Here is a 22,532-nt window from a genome sequence, read left to right as displayed (position 1 = left end):
GCTGTCCACCTTCGGCGGACAGCTTTTTTATATTATTGCTTCAAACGTTTAGTTGAACTTCTTCTTCAGCTCAGCCAGTTTCGCCTGGAAATCATTCAGCGGCGCTGGTGCACCCTGTTTTGCATTCCTGTTACCGCTGTTGTTGCTGTTATTGTTTCCACCACCTTCTCTTCTTTCTCTGCGCTGTCCGCCGCCTGCCTGTGGCGCTTCATTGTCTTTCATAGACAGGGAAATACGCTTACGGGAAGGATCTACCTCGAGTACGGTTACAGTCACTTTCTGGTTCAGTTTTACCGCTTCATTAGGATTGCTGATAAAACGGTTGCTCAGGTGAGAAATGTGTACCAGACCATCCTGTTTTACCCCGATATCCACAAAAGCACCAAAGTTGGTAATGTTGGTCACCACGCCTGGCAGTGTCATCCCTACTTTCAGGTCTTCCATTTTGTGAATGCCTTCCGCATATTCGAAGATAGCGATCTCGTCACGAGGGTCACGGCTTGGTTTGTCCAGCTCTTTCAGGATGTCCTCCAGGGTCAGCAGACCAACCTCTTCGCTTACATATTCCTTCGCATTGATTTTCTTACGCAGGTCCTCTTTCGCCATCAGGTCCTGAACGGTACAGGACTGTTTGGCAGCCATATTTTCGATCAGGGAATAACGCTCAGGGTGTACTGCGGAGTTATCCAGCGGGTTATCGCCATTTTCGATACGTAAGAAGCCCGCACACTGTTCGAATGCTTTATCACCCAGACGGGTTACTTTCTTCAGCTGTGTACGGTTTTTGAATGCGCCGTTTTCCTTGCGGTATTTTACGATGTTTTCCGCCAGGGAAGGTCCCAGACCGGATACATATGCCAGCAGATGTTTGGAAGCTGTATTCAGGTTTACGCCCACGTTGTTCACGCAGCTGATCACAACCCTGTCCAGGCTCTGTTTCAGGCTGGATTGGTTCACATCGTGCTGGTATTGACCCACACCGATCGCTTTAGGATCGATCTTTACCAGCTCTGCCAGTGGGTCGATCAGTCGGCGGCCGATGGATACAGCGCCACGAACGGTCACATCGAAATCAGGGAATTCCTCTCTTGCTACTTCGGATGCAGAGTAAACGGAAGCACCGCTTTCGTTCACCATGAACACGTTCACTTTCTTACCGAAGTCCAGTTTCTTTACAAACTCTTCGGTTTCACGACCTGCGGTACCATTACCCACGGCAATAGCGGCAGTGTCATATTTCTCAGCCCATTTTTTCAGCAGGGCTTCAGCATCATCTCTTTTGTAGTTCTTTTCCAGCGGGTAAATAACGTCATTGTCCAGCATGTTACCCTGGTTATCCAGCGCTACCACTTTACAACCTGTTCTGTAACCCGGATCGATCGCAATAACTGCTTTTGGACCCAGTGGAGCTGCCAGCAGTAACTGACGGAGGTTTTCTGCGAATACCTCGATCGCCTCTGCATCTGACTTTTCTTTGGTCAGGGCACGGAATTCGTTTTCCAGGGATGGACGCAGCAGGCGTTTGTAGGAATCAGCTGCTGCCTTTTCTACCTGTTTACTGCTTTCGTTATTACCGGTTACGAATTGTTTGTTGATGATCTCAGCTGCGTCTTCTTCTGCCGGATTGATCGTTGCATACAGGAAGCCTTCAGATTCTCCACGGAGGATCGCCAAAGCTCTGTGAGAAGGGATCGCGTGAATTTCTTCGCTGAAATCGAAATAGTCTTTGTATTTGGCGCCTTCTTCTTCTTTTCCTTCTATCACTTTGGATGTCAGTACGGAAGTATGGGTGAAGAGCTTACGCAGTTTGTCACGTACCTCTGCATTTTCATTGATCCATTCTGCCATGATATCACGGGCGCCTTTCAGAGCCTCGTCGGTAGAAGCTACCTGTTCGTTCAGGAATCCTTCCGCAGCGGTCAGCGGAGCAGCTTCCTGCTGTTCGAAGAGCAGTTTGGCCAGTGGTTCCAGACCTTTTTCGATTGCCTGTGTACCTCTGGTCTTACGTTTCGGTTTATAAGGCAGATAAATATCTTCCAGTTCGGTGAGTGCCCAGGTGCCTTCAATTTTCCCCAGCAGCTCAGGTGTCATTTTCTCCTGATCTGTAATGGTTTTGATAATGAAAGCGCGGCGTTCATCCACTTCCTTGTAGCGTTTTTGCAGGTCCTCGATCTTTCCGATCTGTACCTCATCCAGACTACCGGTTACTTCTTTACGGTAGCGGCTGATGAACGGAACAGTGGACCCTTCCGCCAGCAAATTCATGGTGTTCTCCGCTTGTCGCGCTGAGATGTTCAGCTCCGCTGAAATTAGCGCAATGTGTTTGCTATTCATGAACTAAAAATTAATCGTTTTCCGGTTAACCAAAACCGGCGGCAAATGTAACTAAAATGCCCTATCTGTCAACAAAAAGAAATTAACATAAATCCCATACAAACGTCCCCCCTGCGGGAATTCTTTATATTTGACAGATGGAAAATAATTCGGCCTTTAACCGCCTGCTGGAAATCATGGACGATCTGCGTGAAAAATGCCCCTGGGACAGGAAGCAAACCATTCAGACACTTCGTCAGCAGACTATCGAAGAATTGTACGAACTCACAGACGCAATCACTGACCAGGACTGGAAATCAATCAAAGAAGAACTAGGCGACCTGCTGCTGCATATCGTTTTCTATGCCAAAATCGGTAAGGAACAACAACAATTTACCATAGATGACGTCATCAACGGCGTCTGCGAAAAGCTCATTTACCGGCACCCGCACATCTACGGTGATGTGAAAGTGGAAACCGAAGAAGAGGTAAAGCAGAACTGGGAAAAGCTGAAACTGAAGGAGGGTAAGACCTCAGTACTCAGCGGTGTACCCGTATCCCTGCCCGCCCTGGTAAAAGCTATGCGCCTGCAGTCCAAAGCACGGAAGGTGGGATTTGAGTGGGACGACGCTGAACAGGTATGGGATAAGCTGAAGGAGGAGATGGATGAGCTGCATGAAGTGGTACAGCTGGGGCAGCCGGACAGAATGGAGGACGAATTCGGGGATGTGATGTTCTCCCTGGTCAATTATTCCCGCTTCCTGAAAGTCGATGCGGAGAACGCACTGGAACGCACGAACAAGAAATTCATCCGCCGTTTTCAGCAGATGGAACAGATGGCGACCGCACAGGGCAAAGCCCTCGATGAAATGTCTCTCACAGAGATGGATGCGCTCTGGAATGAAGTGAAAAAATCAGAAAAATAAAGAACTTGCTGGATATCAAAGAAATAAGGATTTTTTTCATCCGCCACGGCTATCTCCTGATCATCGCTGCCTGGTTATTCACTTTTTCTTTCCTTTTCAGCAATTACTGGTCTTACTATTCCTCTCCGCAGGGGGTAAAACGCAGTCTGGAGAAAAGTATCAAAGAAAGGGAACTGGCCTTTCAGGAACTGTCAACAGATACCACGCTGATAGAGCATATTTTCGCACGGGACCATGATGAGAAAGAGGAAAAACTGCTCTCCAAACAGGGTTTCTATGTCTTTGCATACGATAGCAGTACCGCCAGCCGCTGGCTGGTATACTGGAGCACCAACCTCGTATTGCCGGACGAATGGCAGGCGCCCCTGCAACCCGGTATCCGTTTTCTCAAACTGAAAAACGGATACTATGAGGTGATCTGTAAAAAGGTCCCGCAGCAACAGGCCGGGCACGAACGTTATCTGATGGCGGCCATCCCCGTCATGATGGAATACAACCTCAGTAACAACTATCTTGTCGATCATTTCTTTGATAAACCCGCCCTGGGGATGGAATATACCATCCACCTGAAACCGCCGGGCATACCGGTATTGAATGGACAAAATCTGATCCTTTTCTATCTCTATTACGATCGTGCGCTGGATACCGGACCGCCAAATCTGCTCAGTGTTATACTGCGTGTACTCGGTTGTATCTGTGTGCTGATATTCGTCAATCTCTTTGCCACCACACTGGCCAGGCAGAAGAACCCACTATATGGCTTCTTTTTTCTATTTACCATCATCATCGTCTGTCGTACGCTGAGTTATCTCTATCCTTTTCCATTCAACCTGCGTTCGCTCAACATATTCACACCGCTGATCTACGCAAAGGATGAGGTGTTCCGCTCATTGGGTGACCTCCTGCTCAACGTATTACTTGGCTTCTGGTTGTTGCTGTTCTTCCGTGAACACGTAAAGACCATTAAAGCGCCACGGGTAACCAACCGCGGGCAACAACGTGTCGTGATCATCCTGGCCAGCTTCATCATGTACCTTGTAGGGGAGTTCCTTTCCCAACTCATTCAGAGTCTGGTAATTGACTCCAGGATCTCATTTGACGTAGCGAACCCCTTCAGTCTCAATGAATACAGTATTATCGGCTTTATCATACTCGGATTTATCTCATTCAGTTTTCTGTTTTTCTCACAGATCATCAACTACCTGCTGAATGAACTGACCAACTTCCGCCACCGTACCAAATATCTGTTCCTGGGCATTGTCGGCATCATCTGGCTGGCTTTCCGCGTACAGAATCCGGATATCTACTACTCGGTGGCCATGGTCATCTGGCTGATCATTTATGTGGTGCTGCTGGATGCATTATCCTATCGCTTTGAGAATAGTCTGGCCACTGTTCCATTCCTGTTCTGGCTCTTCCTGCTGACGATCACCACGTCTGCTGTACTCGTGTATTATAACGACAAAAAAGAGGTCAGTCTGCGGGAACGTATGGCCGTTGAATTGTCCAAACAAAAAGACCCTTACGTGGAAATGCTGCTCACCGATGTGACGCGGCAGATGGAAGAAGACGAACTTTTACAAACCTTCTTCCAGCAAAGCAGCGGCGGGAGATCGACACAAAGAGGTATCCTGGATGAACTGAAACAGAAATATTTCAAAGGATACCTTGCCAGATTTAACGTTAATTTTTATCCCTTTAACGAGTATTTCGAGCCGCTGTACGGCGGTGATACTTCCTCATTTCCGACGCTTAGCCGGCGTATGCTGATGGGCTCAGAACTGATAGGAAATGAGCTGTATTACAATGAGCGCAGTTATAACGATTACAGCTATATCGGACGTAAAGATTTCTACAGGAATAATGCGCCTGCGGGCTATCTCATCTACGAACTTACGCCTGCGGTGGTCAATACCCAGCGTTTATACCCGGAACTGCTGGTAGACGGGGATATCTACGACCCGGAGAAAGAGTCTTCCACTGCTTATTCCTACGCGATTTATGACCAGGGAGAACTGGTGAGTAATAACAACGATTATGCTTTCCCGGTCAAATTATACGCGTCAGATATACCCAGAGATGAGATCACACTGGACTATCATAAAGGCTTCTCCCGTCTGATCTACAAGGCTTCGAAAGACAAGGTTGTAATAGTGGTGAAGGAGAGCAGGAGTTTCGTGGAATTCATCACCCTGTTTGCGTGGATGTTCTGTCTGTTCCTGCTGATCATCGCGATCTACAGGGTACTGGATCTGATGGTAAAAGCGAGGATGCGTATCGGTAATCTGAAAACACTGATCAACATCAGCATCCGTAAAAAGGTGCATGGTACGATCATCTTTATCGTTGTCTTTGCGTTTATCATCCTGGGTCTGACAACGATCCTCTTCTTTATCGACCGTTCGGAAAGAGAAAATAAAGAAAGACTGAGCCGTACGATCAATGAGGTGTCCAGAGATGTGGAAAAGGTCTTCGAAAACCAGCGTATGTTCGATGACCTGGAAGACCTGTACGATCCGATATTCCAGGCGGGGCTGACAACCGAGATGGCGGAAATAGCAGATGAAAGGGCACTGGATATCAATATCTATGACCGGGACGGCAATCTGCAGGTTACCACACAGCCATTGATCACGGAGAAGGGGCTGTTATCCAGGAAGATCAATCCGGATGCCTTTCTGCAACTCTACCGCGAACCCAAAATCCAGTGGATCCAGAAGGAGAAGATTGGCGGCATGAAATATCTTTCCGGCTATAAACCTTTACGGAGCAGTACCGGAGAGATCTTTGCCTATCTGAATGTGCCTTATTTCGCGACCCAGACGGAGCTGAATCAACAGATCTCCAACTTCCTGGTAGCCCTGATCAACTTCAATGCCTTTATCTTCCTGATCGCAGGTTTGCTGGCATTGCTGATTACGAATTCTATCACCAAATCCTTCTCGCTGGTAACAGAAAAGCTACGGCACGTGAACCTCGGTCAGCAGAATGATGAGATTGAATGGGAAAAGGATGACGAAATTGGCGCACTGGTAAGGGAGTACAATAAAATGGTACGTAAACTGGAAGTCAGTGCCGCCAGGCTGGCAAAGAGTGAAAGGGAAGGGGCCTGGAGAGAAATGGCCAGACAGGTGGCCCATGAGATCAAGAACCCGCTGACGCCCATGAAGCTTAGTATACAATACCTGCAACGGGCGATCGACAATGATGCGCCAAACGTAAAACAGCTGTCTAAAAACGTGGCGCATACACTGGTAGAGCAGATAGAACACCTGGCGAATATCGCTTCTGATTTCTCGGCGTTCTCGCGTATTGACGAGGCTAACAGTGAGGTATTGTTACTGAATGAGGTGTTGCATTCCCTGAAGGACCTTTACCAGATGCACGACAATTTCAGCATGCATTTCCCGCCACCGGGAAAGGCCTTTTATGTCTTTGCAGATAAAACGCAGATGAACCGCCTGTTTACCAATCTTTTGCAAAACGCAGTACAGGCATTGCCGGAAGGACGGGAGGGGAATGTGACGATCGCGATGACAGAGCAGGAGGAAGGCTGGGTTGTGGTGAGTGTGGAAGACAATGGAGAAGGTATTCCGCCGGAAATACAGCCAAAGATCTTTGTACCGAATTTTACCACTAAAAACTCTGGTACGGGCCTGGGACTGGCAATGTGTAAAAACATTGTAGAGCAGGCGAGGGGAGAGATCTGGTTTGAGACACAGCTGACAGTGGGAACGACTTTCTATGTACGGCTGCCATTGGAAAAGGTATAAGTCAGTTAAGAACACTGTCGATTGATATGCTTCAGACTAACATATTGACTAACTAATATTTACATCATAAAGTAAAAGGGCTCTTCCGGTTAGCGGAAGAGCCCTTTTACTTTATGATCGTTTCTGTAATATTTCAGTTCGTCCTTCTTAAATAAAAAAATACCGTCTCAAAGAAGAGACGGTATCAATACCTTTCATTTTCGATAGGATGTAAATTATTTTACAAAGCTTTCGCGGATCTTATCCAGCAGCTTCGTTTGAATCATCTGTTGAGCCAGTGAGATCATGTTCTTAAAGGCAACGCCTTTAGAGATACCATGACCAATGATTACCGGTCTTGACACGCCCAATACAGGGGTACCACCATAGCTTTCGAAATCGAACTTTTTCATGTAATCATCGTTGATGTTGCGTCTTAACGCAATATCGTGGAATGATTCAGCCATTTTCAAAACTACGTTTCCGGTAAAACCTTCACACACAATCACATCTGCTTTGTTGGTGAGGACATCACGTCCTTCCACATTGCCGACGAAGTTCAGTTGCTGATGTTCCTTGAGTAAGGGGTAAGTTGCCTGCGCCAGGAGATTTCCTTTTCCTTCTTCTTCACCGATATTCAACAGACCCACGGTTGGATCGTTGATTCCCAGGATGTGTTTGGAATAAAGGGAGCCAAGGACAGCAAACTGTACCAGATTCTCTGGTTTACAATCAGCGTTGATACCAACATCCAGCAGGAGCCCGTAAGATCCATCTTCCCTTGGAACGGGAGTGGATATAGTTGGCCGTTGTACACCTTCTATTGCTTTGATGGAGTAGAAAGTACCAACCATCATAGCGCCGGTGTTACCGGCACTGATAAATGCATCGATTTTGCCACTCTGTAACAGATGGAAGCCAATGCCAATAGAGGACTGCGGTTTTTCCTTCAGTGCCCTGGTAGGATGTTCATTCATCCCAATTACCTGAGATGAATGAACAACTGAATATTTTGATTGGTCTAACTGTGCGTCTGCTAACAAGGGCGCCAGAGCTGCCTCGTCACCGATCATCACCAGGTGTGCATCAGTAGCAACAGTGTCGAAAAATAATTTTACTCCTTTTACTGCTTCGAGAGGGGCGAAGTCGCCACCCATCATATCAAGCCCGATTCTCATGAACGTTTAGGTTTGTCTGTTTGGTCGGGGGTAAAAATAGTAAAATTATTTAGTGCTGCTTTGTTTTTCCAATACTACTTTTCCTCTGTAGTACAGTTTGTTCTCTACCCAGTGAGCACGATGTCTCAGGTGCACTTCACCAGTTGCGCTATCAGTGCTTAAAGTATCCGCAAAGGCCTTGTAATGCGTCCTTCTCTTAGCTGATCTTTGCTGAGAATGTCTGCGTTTCGGATTTGGCATTTTATTTAAGTTTTAATTGTCCGTGTTTAAGTTTAATAAAGTTAGTATCAATCTCCGCCTTCGACGTACACTGAATGTTTAGTTCTCACGAAATTTATCCAGACCTTTCCAGATCGGATTCTCTTTTTCGTTAGCCTGCCGGTTCATTTGGTCCAGCATCTCAAGGATCTTTGGATCACAGCCGCTTTTTCCTGTACTGTCTGCCGGGTGAATACGCTGCATAGGGATGCTGAGATTTATAAACTCATAGATCCAGTCAGCCACATTCAGATGTGATTCCGTTAAAGATATAAAGGAAACATCTGTATCATCCTCCTCATTTAGCTCGTCCGGATTGTTCACCAGTTTTACAACATGTTCAAAATCATCCCATAGTTGTAATTCGTATGGCTGTCCGCAACGATCGCAATTCACAGTAACAGTTCCGCCGATCTCAAACTTCAACAGGAAAAAATTATTTTTCTTGTTTAACAGCAACCTGACAGTTGCGTTGCAGTTGCTGAAATCCTGCGGGCCGTAGTTTTCAAAGAAACTATCCGTAATTTGGTACTCAAATGTATGCTCTCCGGGCTTCAGTCCCACAAAGGCAATATCAAATTGACGGAGTGCTTTCATAATAAAATCCTCACTTTTAGAGGGATGCAAAGGTAACCAAATATTTGCAATTGCAAAAATTTCCTAATTTTGTGATTCCCAACATAATATTTATATATTGTATACTGTATAAAATTATGTACAGGAGCGCCAACTTACGCGCCAACTTCCAACCAGTCCTATAAAGAATGGCCAAAGCCCGGATCAAAGGTACGAGAAAACATCCCACAGCCCGTAGTTTATCTGCGGACAATCTCGCTATATTTTCACTTCCCATCAGCGTATTACTGCAAAATAGTAATGCTGGTGTACTCGTAACCGATGGAAATCACCGGGTTATCTGGGTCAATACTGTCTTCGAACAGAATGCCGGTCCGGAGGCCATGCACATTTTCGGCATGTCCTACACTGCTATCATCCGCTATTTCAGCCGGATGGTCGAGCATGTGGAAGACTTTGAGCTGAAAATGAGGGACCTCCGCCTGAAAAAGAAACCTTATTTCGGCTGGGAGATCATTCTCCGGGATGGACGCATATATGAAGTCAGCTACAATCCTTTAATAGAAAAACGTCGTTTTATGGGCAGCGTCTGGCAGATCGTCGACGTTTCCCGCCATAAAATGCCACGTTCACAGCTGGACCTGGCCCGCCGGCAGGCAGAAGAAGCCAGGGGCGCCCAGAAGGAATTCCTGGCCAGTATGAGCCATGAGATCCGGACACCCCTGAACGTCATCGTCGGGATGACCCACCTGCTGGAAGAAACGAACCTCGATACCAAGCAACGGGACTATATTAATATACTGAAACACTCTTCGGGCATCCTTATGGGCCTGATTTCCGATATTCTGGACCTTTCAAAGATCGAAGCCGGCGAATTGCAGGTCAACCAGCGGGAGTTCAATCTCACCGAACTGGTCCAGTCGCTCCGCCATACCTTCGAACTGAAAATAGGCCAGCGGCCGGTCAGCATTACAGCGGTGATCGATCCCCAGATAAAGACCTGGCTGGTAGGAGATGATATGCTGCTGAACCAAATACTTATGAACTTGTTAGGTAATGCAGAGAAATTCACACGCGAAGGTGAAATAGCCATCAACGTGAAACTGGATTCCTGGCAGGAAGATAAATGCTGGGTTACTTTTCAGGTATGCGATACCGGTATTGGCATTCAGAAAGATAAACTGGAACTGATCTTCCAGAACTATAAACAGGCAGAACAGGAGATCCGGGAAAATTATGGTGGCACAGGATTAGGATTAGCCATATCCAAACAGTTGGTCGAACTACAGGGCGGCAGCATCGTTGTCGAAGAAGCCGACGGCTTCAGCACCTGTTTTTCTTTTACACTGCCCTTTATTGATACCCGCAAACCCTTTGTTTCTAATGCAAGGTCAGGACATATGAAAAGGCAACCCAACTTTTCAGCAGCCAAAGTACTGGTGATTGAGGATAATCCCATGAATCTCCGGTATATTATCAGTCTGCTGGAAAAATATAATATCCAGCACCAGCTCGCGACCAACGGGCCGGATGCATGCTATTTTCTGGATTCCCGTTTATATGACCTGATTTTACTCGATATTCGTATTCCGGGTCTCAATGGACTCGAACTGGCTGTAAAGATCAGACAGGACGAATCTAAACCCAACGTAGCCACGCCGCTCGTTGCGACCACCGCCCTGGCTATGGAGAGCACTTTTACACAGGCCAGGCAGGCAGGGATCACGGATATATTAACGAAACCTTATACACCAGACCAATTATTGCAGGTGTTGAATAAATACCTGAATGATGACGAAACAGAATTAATAATGGAAGAGCCTACAAACATTTCCGGATTTGAGTTCCATAACGAGCTGGATGTAAAGTACCTGAATACTTTATACGAAAACAATATTTCTTACGCGGCCGACCTCTTTGAGATCTTTCTCAAAACGATCCTGGACGAAGTCGTGAAGATCAAAAAACTGGTCGAAGACCGTGACTGGGAACAGCTCAAATTCCAGGTACATAAGCTGAAGCCTAACTTCGCTATGGTGGGTCTTACCTGGATCACCAGCAAAATGCAGCAGCTGGAGAATACCCTGAACAGTAATACAACTACGCCGCCGGAAGAAGTAGAAGCTGTATTTGCAGGCATCTCGCGTGACCTGGACAAGTTCTATCCGATTATAGAACAGGAATACGAAAGGATGAAGCACATGCAGTAGAAAGAAATTAAGAATTAAGAATTAAAAGTTAAGAATTGAGTGCATAGTGCCGTACAATGGCTTAATAAATGGTCATTTCATATTGACTGATTAATTCTTTCTCCTGATAAAAAGGGCGTCTACCTAATGGTGGACGCCCTTTTACTATCATTTAATCCGGAATATGCTTCACCGAAACAACATTCCTTCCAATTCTTACTTCTTAATTTTTAATTCTTAATTGAAATTGTCCAGTATGTCCTTCACACTATTATAATAGCTTCCGCCAAATAACAGCAAATGCACCAGTAACGGGTACAGCTGACAGATCCCTATACGTTGCTGCCAGCCTTCTGCCAGCGGATACATCGTCTGATAACTGAAGAAGAAACGGGTATCAAATCCGCCAAACAGTCTCGCCGTAGCCAGATCCATCTCCCGGTTGCCGTAATACACCGCCGGATCATACACACAGGCCCTGCCATCACTACCTACCATATAGTTACCCGACCAGAAATCTCCGTGTAACAGGGACGGCTGTTCATCCGGGAAGATCTGTGGCAGATGTTTCCACAAATTCTCCATCTGCATCACCATTTGTTTATCGATCACCTGACGATCATATGCTTCTTTTGTCACCGGTTGCAGACGGTTGAATGCATAGAAAACAGACCAGCTGCTGTAAGGTGTATTATATTGTTTGATATTGCCTATATAGTTTGCCTGCGGTAAACCGAAATGCTGCTGCGTATGACGATGCATACGTGACAGATTCGCACCAAAGTTCTCCCAGAAATCCGGATTGATACGGCCTTTCTCCATAAATTCCGTTACCAGGAATACTTTACCTCCCGAACGGCCGGTAGCCAGCGGGCGCGGTACAGACAGGGTATTGGTCGCGGATAAGGTCTCCAGGCCCATGAACTCACGTTCAAACATATCTGGATAGTTATGCGCGTCATTCATTTTAAGGAATAGCAGACCGTTGTCCGTATTCAGCTTAAAAACTTCATTTATATCTCCTCCGGGTATTTTTTCTGCGTAATTAATGTGTATTTTCATTCCCGACTGACAGGAAAGTGCAGATGTCAGCTCACCCATTAATATTTCATCGGTCATTCTTTAGCAGGTTGATATGGATTTTAAAATAAAGGTAAAGGGCATTGGTATACGTATACTGATCACCGTGGTTTGCATCTTGTTGCTGCACACTCTTTTCGCATTCAGCCATAGGTTTGCTGAGTTTTACTTTCATAGGTTATACGTTTGGATCAGTTTACTACTCCGAAAGGTACTGGGGAAAGTTCCTTTCAGTATCGGCGACGTAATTTATGCCGCCTGGATTATTACTTCTTTCATTTATCTGTTAAAGATATGTTATAAAATTTTAAAAAAGCAATGGAAGCTTTTAGGAATCCAGTTCCTACAGGGAATTCAGGCATTATTATCTGTCTATCTGATATTTATGTTGTTCTGGGGATACAACTACGACCGGAACTCCCTCGAAAGCGACCTCTCCCTGGAAGTCAATGACTATAATACCGACCAGCTCTACCGGCTGACCGATACTTTGTTGCAACAGGTAAATCAGTATAAGATCGCCCTGGGCGATACTATCCACGCTACTCACCCCGGTACAGACAGTGCTGCTATGTTCAGTCAGGCAGTAAAAGCCTATGATGCCGCTGTGGAAAAATGGCCGGGGCTCCGCTATAACAGCCCCTGTATCAAACCTTCTTTATATGGTCACTGGATCAATTATATGGGTGTCGGCGGCTATCTGAACCCCTTTACCGGGGAAGCCCATGTCAATGTCACCACGCCCGGATTCCTCCAGCCCTTCACCATTTGTCATGAAGTGGCACACCAGCTGGGATATGCCCCGGAGGAAGAAGCAAACTTTGTTGGCTATCTTGTGGCCGGGAATTCTCCCGATATTCGTTTCAGATATGCCGCTAACTTTGAGATGTTTATGTATAGCGTCAGACAATTGCGCCGGCAGGATACTACCCGTGCCGGGGAACTCTGGCGGAAGGCTGTGCCAGGCATAAAGGCCGATATGCGGCAGATCAGGGACTTCTATGACCAATACCGCAGTCCTGTGGATGATTATACTGCCATGATCTATGATCAGTATCTTAAGGCGAACAATCAGGAAAAAGGCATCCGCAGCTACAGTGAAGTAGTCGGCTGGCTAATTGCTTATTTCAAGATCAGATAAATTATGAACAAGGAACAACAGAGATTACAGCAGAATGGATGGAAGAAATGGGGATCTTATGTGAGTGATCGTCAATGGGGGACCGTCAGGGAAGATTATAGCGCTGACGGTAATTCCTGGGACTATACTACGCACGATATGGCCCGTAGTAAAGCCTGGAGATGGGGTGAAGATGGTATCGCCGGTATATCTGATGAAAAGCAGTTGTTGTGTTTCTCGCTCGGACTCTGGAACGGGAAAGACCCCATTCTGAAAGAGCGTTTCTTTGGCCTCACCAACGCCCAGGGCAATCATGGAGAAGACGTAAAAGAACTGTACTATTACCTCGACGCCACGCCCACACACTCCTATATGAAAATGCTGTATAAGTACCCCCAGCGGGAATATCCTTATCAGCGCCTAATCGATGAAAATGCCCGCAGAAGCAAACAGGAAGAAGAATTTGAACTGCTCGATACCGGCATCTTCAATGACGACAAATACTTTGACGTCGTTGTTGAGTACGCCAAAGCGGGTCCGGATGATATCCTGATCAGCATTACTGCCCATAACCGGGGCCACGAAGCGGCCGACCTCCACCTGCTCCCTACCATATGGTTCAGAAATACCTGGGTATGGGGCAGACATCCCTATAAACCGGCGCTCTGGGCAGAAGGGGATAAGGCAGTGCGCATCTCGCACGAAAAAATAGACATTCAATACCTCTACCAGGAAGGGGAAGGTGATATCTTCTACTGTGAAAATGAAACCAACAACCGCCGCCTGTATAATGTAGACAGCAATACGCTCTACCCGAAAGATGGGATCAACGACTATCTGTTGCATGATGCCAATACCATCAACCCGGAAAAGAAAGGCACCAAAGCCGCTGTACACTATAACTTCTTTGTACCGGCTAAAAGTCTGGCTACCGTACGTCTGCGGCTGACCAACAAAAAATCAGACGCCCCTTTTGCCGACTTTGACAGCATTTTCCAGACCCGCCTGGCCGAAGCAGACGAGTTCTATAACGATCTGCAGACAACTATCACAAGTACGGACGAAAAAATGGTACAGCGCCAGGCGCTGGCCGGTATGTTGTGGAATAAACAGTTTTACTCCTATAAAGTGCAGCAATGGATGGATGGCGACCCTGCCGGTCCGCCGCCACCGCCGGAAAGACTCAACGGGCGTAATAAGAACTGGAAGCAGCTCAACAACGAAGACATCATCTCCGTGCCCGATAAATGGGAATTCCCCTGGTACGCTGCCTGGGACCTCGCATTCCATTGCGTGACCCTGGCGATGGTCGATCCGGATTTCGCCAAGCAACAATTACGCCTCCTGACAGAGGAATGGTATATGAACCCCTCCGGGGAGTTTCCGGCCTATGAATGGGCTTTCGGGGATGTCAACCCGCCCGTACATGCGGGAGCTACCTACAGGGTGTTCAAACAGGACGCCGCTATCACCGGACGAAAGGACTATGAGTTCCTGGAAACGGTCTTTCATAAACTGATGATCAACTTTACATGGTGGGTCAACAGGAAGGACAGCAGTGGCAGTAATATATTTGAGGGAGGTTTCCTCGGACTGGATAATGTCGGCGCCTTTGACCGTAGTATGCCGCTCCCCAGTGGTATCCGGCAGGAACAGGCCGATGCAACCAGCTGGATGGCCATCTATGCCCTCAATATGCTGCATATCGCCCTGGAACTGGCCAGCTATAACAAGGTCTATACCGGGATGGCCACCAAGTTCTTTGAACATTTCCTTTACATCGCCGGTGCAATGGCCAGCATGGGGGATGTGGAAAACGGCCTGTGGGACGACAAGGACGAATTCTATTATGACCAGATCCGTACCGCCGATAACAAGGTGGAGCGCCTCCGGCTCAGAAGTATGGTCGGTCTGATACCACTGTTCGCCGTAGAGGTGATCTCCACGGAGACCCTCAAAAACAACCCGGCATTCGAAAAACGGATGTCCTGGTTCCTGCGCCACAGACCTGATCTCGCACAACTGGTGTCCCGCTGGAATGAAGAAGGTCAGGGCAATAAACACCTGCTCAGTCTTCTCCGTGGTCATCGTATGAAAAGACTGCTCAGCAGAATGCTGGATGAAACGGAGTTTCTCAGTGAATACGGGGTACGCTCCCTCTCCAAACAATACGAACATGATCCTTTTGTGTTCTGTAAGGATGGGGTGGAACTGCGTGTGAATTATCTGCCTGGTGAAAGCGACAGCTATACCTACGGCGGTAACTCTAACTGGAGAGGGCCGGTATGGATGCAGATGAACTTCCTGATGATCGAGAGTCTGCGCAAATTCCATTATTTCTATTCAGATGATTTCCGGATAGAATATCCTACCCGCAGTGGTGAATACTATTCTCTGAAAGAAGTAGGAACCAAACTGGCGGAAAGGTTACTGAAAATATTCCTGAAAGATGAAAATGGCAGAAGGGCCGTATTTGGGGCGAATGAAAAGCTGCAGACAGACCCTTATTTCAATGATCTGATACAATTTCATGAATATTTCCATGGCGATAACGGGAAAGGACTGGGGGCTGCCCATCAGACAGGATGGACAGGGCTGGTAGCAAACCTGATCAAGATGAAGAATAATCCATGATCAAAAGGGGATCAAGTCCACCTTTTCCCCGGGATAAATGAATAAAAAAGACCTGTTTCGGCAAGAACTTACTGTTCTCCTGAAACAGGTTTTTTTTATGTAAGAAGGTCTTAGTTCAGCAATAATACATTGACGCTGCGCTGTAATATGTTAAAGGCGATTTCCGCCATTAAATTCTCTTTATCAAGCGTAGGATTTACCTCTGTAATCTCAAAACAGCAGACTTTCCGGTGCTGCATGAATTTAGAGATCAGGTCTTCCACCTCACGTTCCCGCAGGCCGTTGGTCACCGGAGTACCGGTTCCTTTGGATATAGAGGCATCCAGGCTGTCCACATCAAAAGAAACATAGATGTATTCACAGTCGCTGAGATAACGGAATACAGAACGGGCAATCTGTTCAGGACCTTTACGGCGTACCTCATTGGTGGAGATCACTTTCATACCGTATGATTTGATCAGGTGCTCTTCTTCTTTCTCGTAATCCCTTAAGGAGATGAAGACAATATCTTCAGGTAAGATCTTAGGGGCAATACCGCCAAGATTCTTCAAGGCATCCCAGGTTTTGATGGTATTGGCATCTACATCATGCACCTTGCATTCCAGGTTGTCCTCCGCGATGGAGATGGCGACAGGCATACCATGCATATTACCGGAAGGCGTTGTAAAAGGGGTGTGCAGATCGGCGTGGGCATCGATCCAGATAGCGCCCAGTTTAGCTTTCGGACGGGCCATTTTCAGTCCCGCGATAGTAGCGCCGGCTGTACTGTGGTCGCCCGACAATACCACCGGGAACCAGTTCGTTTTTACCGTCTCGCAAATGCTCTTGCTGATCCTTTCATATAAGGTCAGGGTACCTTTAATACGTTTGGCATAGGGAGATTCAATCGGTTCAAACAGCAGCTTATTTTCTGTCTCTATGGCCTCGGTAGGGAAGTGTACAAAGAAGTTGCTCATAAAGTCCAGGGCAGCTATTTTGATGGCTTCTACTCCCAGACTGGCCCCGCGGGTACCAGCCCCAATCTCCGATTTCACCTCAATGATCTTGATATTTTTCATAAAAGAAAGTTATCCTGCTACAAGCTACACGATTTTAACAGAACGGATACCGCACCTTATTGTCGAGGCGTATATCCACTTGCGGTAAAACCTAAAACAATTGCAATAAGGACGCTGTATCTTCAAATAATCTTTAATGTTTTGCATAGAATGATGGATAACAATGAATTTTAAAGCACCCATTTTTTTACATGATTATTAAAAAATAGCTTTGAAAGACTGATAAGTCATAAAACCCGTAAAACACGTAAAAAACACGATTCCATGGATTTTCAACTTACTGAAGAACACCTCATGATACAAAAGGCGGCCCGTGATTTCGCCGTGAATGAATTGCTCCCCGGCGTAATAGAGCGTGACGAAAAGCAGATCTACCCCGCAGAACAGATCAAAAAACTAGGCGAATTAGGGTTTCTTGGCATGATGGTAGACCCCAAATATGGTGGCGCCGGACTGGATACCGTCTCCTATGTACTGGCCATGGAAGAGATCTCCAAAATAGATGCCTCTACCTCCGTATGTATGAGTGTGAACAACTCCCTGGTATGCTGGGGACTGGAAACCTACGGTACAGAAGAACAAAAGCAGAAATATCTCGTTCCCCTGGCCAAAGGTGAAATCACCGGTGCATTTCTGCTGAGTGAACCGGAAGCAGGTTCTGATGCGACTTCTCAACGCACCAAAGCAGAAGACAAAGGAGATCATTACCTGGTGAATGGTACCAAAAACTGGATCACCAACGGTAGCAGCGCCAGCGTATACCTGGTCATCGCACAGACCCACGTTGAGAAAGGCAGCAAAGGTATCAATGCCCTGATCATCGAAAAGAATTCTCCGGGTGTGGTAGTAGGCGCTAAAGAGAATAAAATGGGTATCCGCGGTAGTGATACACACAGTGTCATGTTCCAGGATGTGAAAGTGCCAAAAGAGAACAGGATAGGAGAGGACGGTTTTGGTTTCAAATTCGCCATGAAAACACTGGCAGGCGGCCGTATCGGTATCGCTTCCCAGGCACTGGGCATCGCCAGCGGCGCTTATGAACTGGCCGTTAAATACGCGAAGGAAAGAAAAGCCTTTGGTAAAGAGATCAGTCAGCACCAGGCCATTCAGTTCAAACTGGCTGATATGGCCACCCGTATAGAAGCTTCCAGACTGTTATGCCTGAAAGCAGCCAGAGAGAAAGATCTGCATCTGGACTATACACTCAGCGGTTCTATGGCAAAAGTATTTTCATCGGAAACTGCCATGTGGGTAACCACAGAAGCGGTACAGGTACACGGTGGTTACGGTTATGTGAAAGAGTATCATGTGGAACGCCTCATGCGTGACGCTAAGATCACACAGATCTATGAAGGCACCAGCGAAGTACAGCGTATCGTGATCGGCAGAGCGATTTTAGGTTAATTACTTACACCAGAACAATCTTAACGTCCCGGGGCATCGCTTCCCGGGATGTTTTTTTGTATACATGAGCCACTCAGTCTCCTTTCCGGCTATAGCGTCTGTCTCGCGATACCGTCCGGCACTCCATCTTTTCACCGGTTACATCCTCGCCAACTTATTTGCAATTCGCTCCTGATTGCGATACTTTTGCAACTATGTCAGTTAATTTACCCGCTTTTCAGAAAATAAACGAACAGCTAAAGCCTTACAATGCAAAGCTGGTAGCTGTTTCCAAGATCAAACCAGCCTCAGATATACAGGCACTTTATGATGCCGGTCAGCGTATCTTCGGAGAGAACTATGTACAGGAATTGCAGGAGAAACAACCCTTACTGCCTGCTGATATCGAATGGCATTTCATCGGACATCTGCAATCCAATAAAGTAAAATACATCGCGCCTTTTGTTAGTATGGTGCATGCGGTGGACAGTCTGAAACTACTGGAAGAGATCAGTAAACAGGCAGCTAAACATAACCGTATTATCCGTTGTCTTTTGCAGGTGCATATCGCTGCAGAAGAAACAAAATTTGGTCTGGATGAGAAGGAGCTGCTGGAACTGCTGGAAGCATATAAGCAACAGGAAACACGTTTCGCAAATATTCAGATCGCGGGGCTGATGGGGATGGCAACGAATACAGATGATATGCAGCAGGTACGGAATGAGTTCCGCCATCTGCATGAACTGCAGCAAAACATGCAACAACGCTTTTTCGCTGGTACGGATGCATTGACTGAATTATCGGTCGGTATGAGCGGCGACTACACCATCGCCCTGGAAGAAGGCAGTACGATGGTACGTATCGGGAGTATGCTTTTCGGCGCAAGATATTGATCAGTATTTCCTTCGGGAGTCCTATAAACAGCGGGTGTCCACCATATGGTGGACACCCGCTGTTGTATTAATAAATGGCAGAAGAAAAGTGAACCTTATTTTCCTATGTTTTTTAACTTATCCGGATCCAGTACCGTGGAGATCTGCAGGATCTTATTATCCTCCGGAGAAATAGTGAATACCTGGCAACCATACAGCTTTTCGCCAAGATAGAACAACAGGGCCGGTTGGTGATTGATCATGGTAAATTCAAATTCAAACTCGCGTTGGTACTTATTGTATGTAAATACGAGCAGTTCGGATACATCCTGTAAACCAGTACAGATCTTCCTGGCTACATTCAGATTCTTGCCGCCATCCGCATAGAAGACAATATCCTGTGACAGCATATTCTCCAGTCTTTGCGTATCTCCTTTACGGATCGCATGGAGGTACTGATCGAGTAAGGCAGCAGAGACGGTCTTGTTGTTCATCGGTGCTCCCTGTTTGCGCGCATCCAGTTTTGCCTTTGCACGGCTGAGCAGCTTACGGGATTGTTCCACCGAACCGGAAAGTACGTCCGCTATCTCGTCATGAGAATAACCAAAACCTTCCTTCAGTATAAAGACAGCCCTTTCTTTGGGGTTGAGTTCTTCCATCAGTATAAGCATTGTGTAGGAACCGATATCTTTCAGATGCAGCGCTTTGTCTGCCTCCTCCGTAGCTACCGGTTCCGGTAACCATACGTCTTCGTAATAGACAGTTTTACGCTTATTCTTTGCATTGATCGACTGGTTAATAACACTGCGTACCAGGTACGCTTTTTCATTCCCGATGTCTTCTCTGTTTGCGGTAACATAATTGGATAATACATCCTGTATGGTGTCTTTTGCATCCTCTACAGAACCAAGAATATTATATGCGTATGGAAACAGTGTGTATTGATAATCTTTCAACATAATATACCGTGTGATCGTTGCTGAAAATAAACAGTTTTATTAAGCGTACTGGCCTACTTTATAATGACCGGGTGTCGTTCTGAAGGTTTTATTCAGTCTGTTCCAGGTATTGACAGTTGCAATGGCCATGGTTAGTTCTGTGATTTCCTCCGGAGTGAAATGCTCAGTCAATGCATCGAAGATGCTGTCGTCAATATCCTGCTGATTGGCATTGGTAAGCGCTTCTGTGAATGCCAGTGCCGCACGTTCCTTTGCATCATAATAAGGGGATTCCCTCCAGGCGATCACGCCATGCAGGCGTACCTGTGTATCGCCAAGATGGATGGACTCTTTATGATGAATATCCAGGCAACAGGCGCAGCCATTGATCTGTGATGCCCTGTAATACAACAATGATAACAGCTTCTGATCAATATTACAGGTTTTCAGATAAGCGCCGATCTTTCCTAATGAGGTCATCAGTGCTGCGGGCATTTCCTGGAGAGAGATTCTCTGTGTCATATTCGTTTGTTTTTTTGTGATTAAGATCGTGTACGGTAATATGACAAGCTGGAAAATCAAAACGTGACAGAAATGCTAGAATATTTTTTTTGGACGGTCAAGATGAACGATTATGGTGTCCCAGTCTGCATCTTTATTAATGTAAATCAATTCAATATGCTTCTTGCCGAGTTTACGCACCAATCCTTTGAAATGCCGGAGACTATCCTCATGCGGATAAGGTAACTGTAATTCGCTTATCGGGAAGCTATATAACTCCCTCCATTGATGCTGCTGCCAGGTCATGATGTACCAGCGATTAATGGCCGAATAATCTGCTAATGCAGGTACATAAGATAATTCGTCCTTTCCATCTCCGTTCAGATCGCCTTCATTTTTCATAAATTCAATTCCCATACAGGGAGCAGCCATTCGTAAGGTGTCTATTGCGGGGTTGTCACTGCTGATGAACGAAGCCGTTTTACCTGACCATATTTCTTTAGAGATGCTGTCAAATGAATCGTCTACCCAGTTTTTCCTTGCTTCCTGCTGACTATCCTTATACAGGAAATGTTCAGTCAGCGTCTCTTCCCGTCCGTCGCCATCAAAATCGCCTTTTACGCTAAACCGGTGTGTGGCAACCAGATCATCCGTCGCAACTAAAGCAGTGGGTGAATCTATCGCTGTGCCTGTACTGTCTTTTTGAGTACGCATGTTTGCGGGGCCGCAACTGGAGAACAATGTGGCCATACAGGCAAGGGAGATATAAAGTTTCATATGTTTTGAAAGAATAGCAGCTTATTTATTCAGATAGTCAATGATCTTTTCCAGTACCCGCGGATCCCTGATGATCCTGTAATGTCCTTCACCCTTTATTTTGAATCCTTCTACATCCGGATGTTTTGTCAGAAAATACCGGGATTGCTCCGGAGAAATGATCTCATCATTTTCATCATAGATGAATAACATGCCATCGGTCTTTACAGCAGAGAACTGCTGGTGCATATCCATGGTAGAGATATCATCCTGTAAAGTCTTCTGTACAATATCGGGGATGGCTTTCCTCACTTTCTGACCCAGTCCCATCTGGTCATATGCATCATCAAAAATGGCCGGCGCCGAAATAGACGCTGCGATGATGATCAGTTTAGGCATATGTACCTGTTCTCTGGCGAGTGTCAGGGTTGCGGCCAAACCGCCGAAAGAATGTCCGATAATGCCATAAATATCAGGATGTAATTCCAGGAAGGCCCTGATCACATGCATCCACTGGATCAGATTGCTGTTTTTGCCTGTGGAAAATCCATGTGCGGGTTGATCAAATGAGATCACCTGATAGCCGTTTGCAACCAGTGTGTTGACAATATGCCCGAAATCCAGCGCACTGCCTCCCCAACCGTGTAACAACAGGATTTTAGGCCCGCTGTTGCCCCAGGTATATGTTTTCACATTGATCTGTTGTTTGCTGAATGCATAGGCTGTCAGTGCAGTATTACTTTCCGTTGCTGCCTGTCTGAGGTTCAGATGGTGAGAGCGGAAGGTTCTCCTGGGCGGTTTACTGAAAAAATGAAGGAAAGTTTTGGCCGCCATCTGTGGAGATATACTGCCGATAATAGAAAAGGCTAACTTATATTTTTTCATGACCTTGCTTTAAAGGCTTGATAACTATGTAAAAATCCGCTTTATCCGCCATCTCAAAGGTAAATCTATGTGGGCATAGTTTGCATTTACTGAATATGTTTTTTACTTTAGGA

17 protein-coding genes are annotated in these 22,532 nt (G+C 46.3%); 7 read left to right on the top strand and 10 right to left on the bottom strand.

The window, feature by feature from the left end; translation table 11 throughout:
* Positions 1–48: 48 nt before the first annotated feature.
* On the bottom strand, positions 49–2,334 hold the full coding sequence (locus tag BMZ72_RS28615; protein WP_089813539.1) for a Tex family protein: 2,286 nt from the start codon (positions 2,332–2,334) through the stop codon (positions 49–51).
* A gap of 137 nt (positions 2,335–2,471) precedes the next feature.
* Here BMZ72_RS28615 and mazG point away from each other — a divergent pair, with 137 nt between their 5' ends.
* Together mazG and BMZ72_RS28605 are read left to right on the top strand one after the other, a co-directional pair.
* Complete coding sequence (gene mazG, locus BMZ72_RS28610; protein ID WP_089813537.1) at positions 2,472–3,239, top strand: nucleoside triphosphate pyrophosphohydrolase; 768 nt, start codon at positions 2,472–2,474, stop codon at positions 3,237–3,239.
* 5 nt (positions 3,240–3,244) lie between these two features.
* Complete coding sequence (locus BMZ72_RS28605) at positions 3,245–7,012, top strand: sensor histidine kinase (RefSeq protein ID WP_089813535.1); 3,768 nt, start codon at positions 3,245–3,247, stop codon at positions 7,010–7,012.
* Between the two features lie 215 nt (positions 7,013–7,227).
* Here BMZ72_RS28605 and plsX read toward each other — a convergent pair whose 3' ends face one another.
* From plsX to BMZ72_RS28590, 3 genes are all read right to left on the bottom strand, one after another.
* A complete protein-coding gene (gene plsX / locus BMZ72_RS28600; protein ID WP_089813533.1) occupies positions 7,228–8,169 on the bottom strand; it encodes a phosphate acyltransferase PlsX in 942 nt (313 codons plus the stop codon).
* A gap of 45 nt (positions 8,170–8,214) precedes the next feature.
* Entirely contained in the window at positions 8,215–8,409 is a 195-nt protein-coding gene (gene rpmF / locus BMZ72_RS28595) for a 50S ribosomal protein L32 (protein ID WP_012793868.1), read from the bottom strand.
* A 78-nt stretch (positions 8,410–8,487) separates the two neighbouring features.
* Positions 8,488–9,024, bottom strand: coding sequence for a YceD family protein (locus tag BMZ72_RS28590; protein WP_089813531.1), 537 nt, complete (start codon positions 9,022–9,024; stop codon positions 8,488–8,490).
* A gap of 167 nt (positions 9,025–9,191) precedes the next feature.
* On the opposite strand from BMZ72_RS28590, the gene BMZ72_RS28585 reads away from it, so the two are divergent.
* Positions 9,192–11,213: an ATP-binding protein gene (locus BMZ72_RS28585; RefSeq protein ID WP_089813529.1), complete on the top strand. Its 2,022-nt coding sequence runs from the start codon at positions 9,192–9,194 to the stop codon at positions 11,211–11,213.
* Positions 11,214–11,429: 216 nt separating this feature from the next.
* Here BMZ72_RS28585 and BMZ72_RS28580 read toward each other — a convergent pair whose 3' ends face one another.
* On the bottom strand, positions 11,430–12,311 hold the full coding sequence (locus tag BMZ72_RS28580) for a fructosamine kinase family protein (protein ID WP_089813527.1): 882 nt from the start codon (positions 12,309–12,311) through the stop codon (positions 11,430–11,432).
* A 16-nt stretch (positions 12,312–12,327) separates the two neighbouring features.
* Between BMZ72_RS28580 and BMZ72_RS28575 the strand changes: the two genes are divergently transcribed.
* On the top strand, positions 12,328–13,413 hold the full coding sequence (locus BMZ72_RS28575) for a DUF3810 domain-containing protein (RefSeq protein WP_089813524.1): 1,086 nt from the start codon (positions 12,328–12,330) through the stop codon (positions 13,411–13,413).
* Positions 13,414–13,416: 3 nt separating this feature from the next.
* Positions 13,417–16,026 carry an MGH1-like glycoside hydrolase domain-containing protein gene (locus BMZ72_RS28570; RefSeq protein WP_089813522.1) on the top strand — a complete coding sequence of 870 codons (2,610 nt, stop codon included), beginning with the start codon at positions 13,417–13,419 and terminating at the stop codon, positions 16,024–16,026.
* A 110-nt stretch (positions 16,027–16,136) separates the two neighbouring features.
* Here the strand turns inward: BMZ72_RS28570 and BMZ72_RS28565 are convergent, their stop codons facing one another.
* Positions 16,137–17,084, bottom strand: a complete 948-nt coding sequence (locus BMZ72_RS28565) for an arginase (RefSeq protein ID WP_089813520.1) — start codon at positions 17,082–17,084, stop codon at positions 16,137–16,139.
* Between the two features lie 264 nt (positions 17,085–17,348).
* On the opposite strand from BMZ72_RS28565, the gene BMZ72_RS28560 reads away from it, so the two are divergent.
* Both BMZ72_RS28560 and BMZ72_RS28555 read left to right on the top strand, forming a co-directional pair.
* The gene (locus BMZ72_RS28560; protein ID WP_089813518.1) at positions 17,349–18,488 is read left to right on the top strand and encodes an acyl-CoA dehydrogenase; all 1,140 of its coding nucleotides are present in this window, start codon (positions 17,349–17,351) and stop codon (positions 18,486–18,488) included.
* A gap of 194 nt (positions 18,489–18,682) precedes the next feature.
* A complete protein-coding gene (locus BMZ72_RS28555) occupies positions 18,683–19,360 on the top strand; it encodes a YggS family pyridoxal phosphate-dependent enzyme (RefSeq protein WP_089813516.1) in 678 nt (225 codons plus the stop codon).
* 95 nt (positions 19,361–19,455) lie between these two features.
* Here BMZ72_RS28555 and BMZ72_RS28550 read toward each other — a convergent pair whose 3' ends face one another.
* From BMZ72_RS28550 to BMZ72_RS28535, 4 genes are all read right to left on the bottom strand, one after another.
* Positions 19,456–20,298 carry a sigma-70 family RNA polymerase sigma factor gene (locus tag BMZ72_RS28550; RefSeq protein WP_089813514.1) on the bottom strand — a complete coding sequence of 281 codons (843 nt, stop codon included), beginning with the start codon at positions 20,296–20,298 and terminating at the stop codon, positions 19,456–19,458.
* Positions 20,299–20,337: 39 nt separating this feature from the next.
* A complete protein-coding gene (locus BMZ72_RS28545) occupies positions 20,338–20,799 on the bottom strand; it encodes a carboxymuconolactone decarboxylase family protein (RefSeq protein WP_089813512.1) in 462 nt (153 codons plus the stop codon).
* 75 nt (positions 20,800–20,874) lie between these two features.
* Positions 20,875–21,555 carry a hypothetical protein gene (locus BMZ72_RS28540; protein ID WP_089813510.1) on the bottom strand — a complete coding sequence of 227 codons (681 nt, stop codon included), beginning with the start codon at positions 21,553–21,555 and terminating at the stop codon, positions 20,875–20,877.
* Positions 21,556–21,576: 21 nt separating this feature from the next.
* Positions 21,577–22,419, bottom strand: a complete 843-nt coding sequence (locus BMZ72_RS28535; protein ID WP_089813508.1) for an alpha/beta fold hydrolase — start codon at positions 22,417–22,419, stop codon at positions 21,577–21,579.
* Between the last annotated feature and the right edge of the window lie 113 nt (positions 22,420–22,532).

This window comes from Chitinophaga sp. YR627, from assembly GCF_900114995.1.
GTDB lineage: Bacteria > Bacteroidota > Bacteroidia > Chitinophagales > Chitinophagaceae > Chitinophaga.
This window is presented reverse-complemented; position numbering and strand designations above follow the sequence as displayed.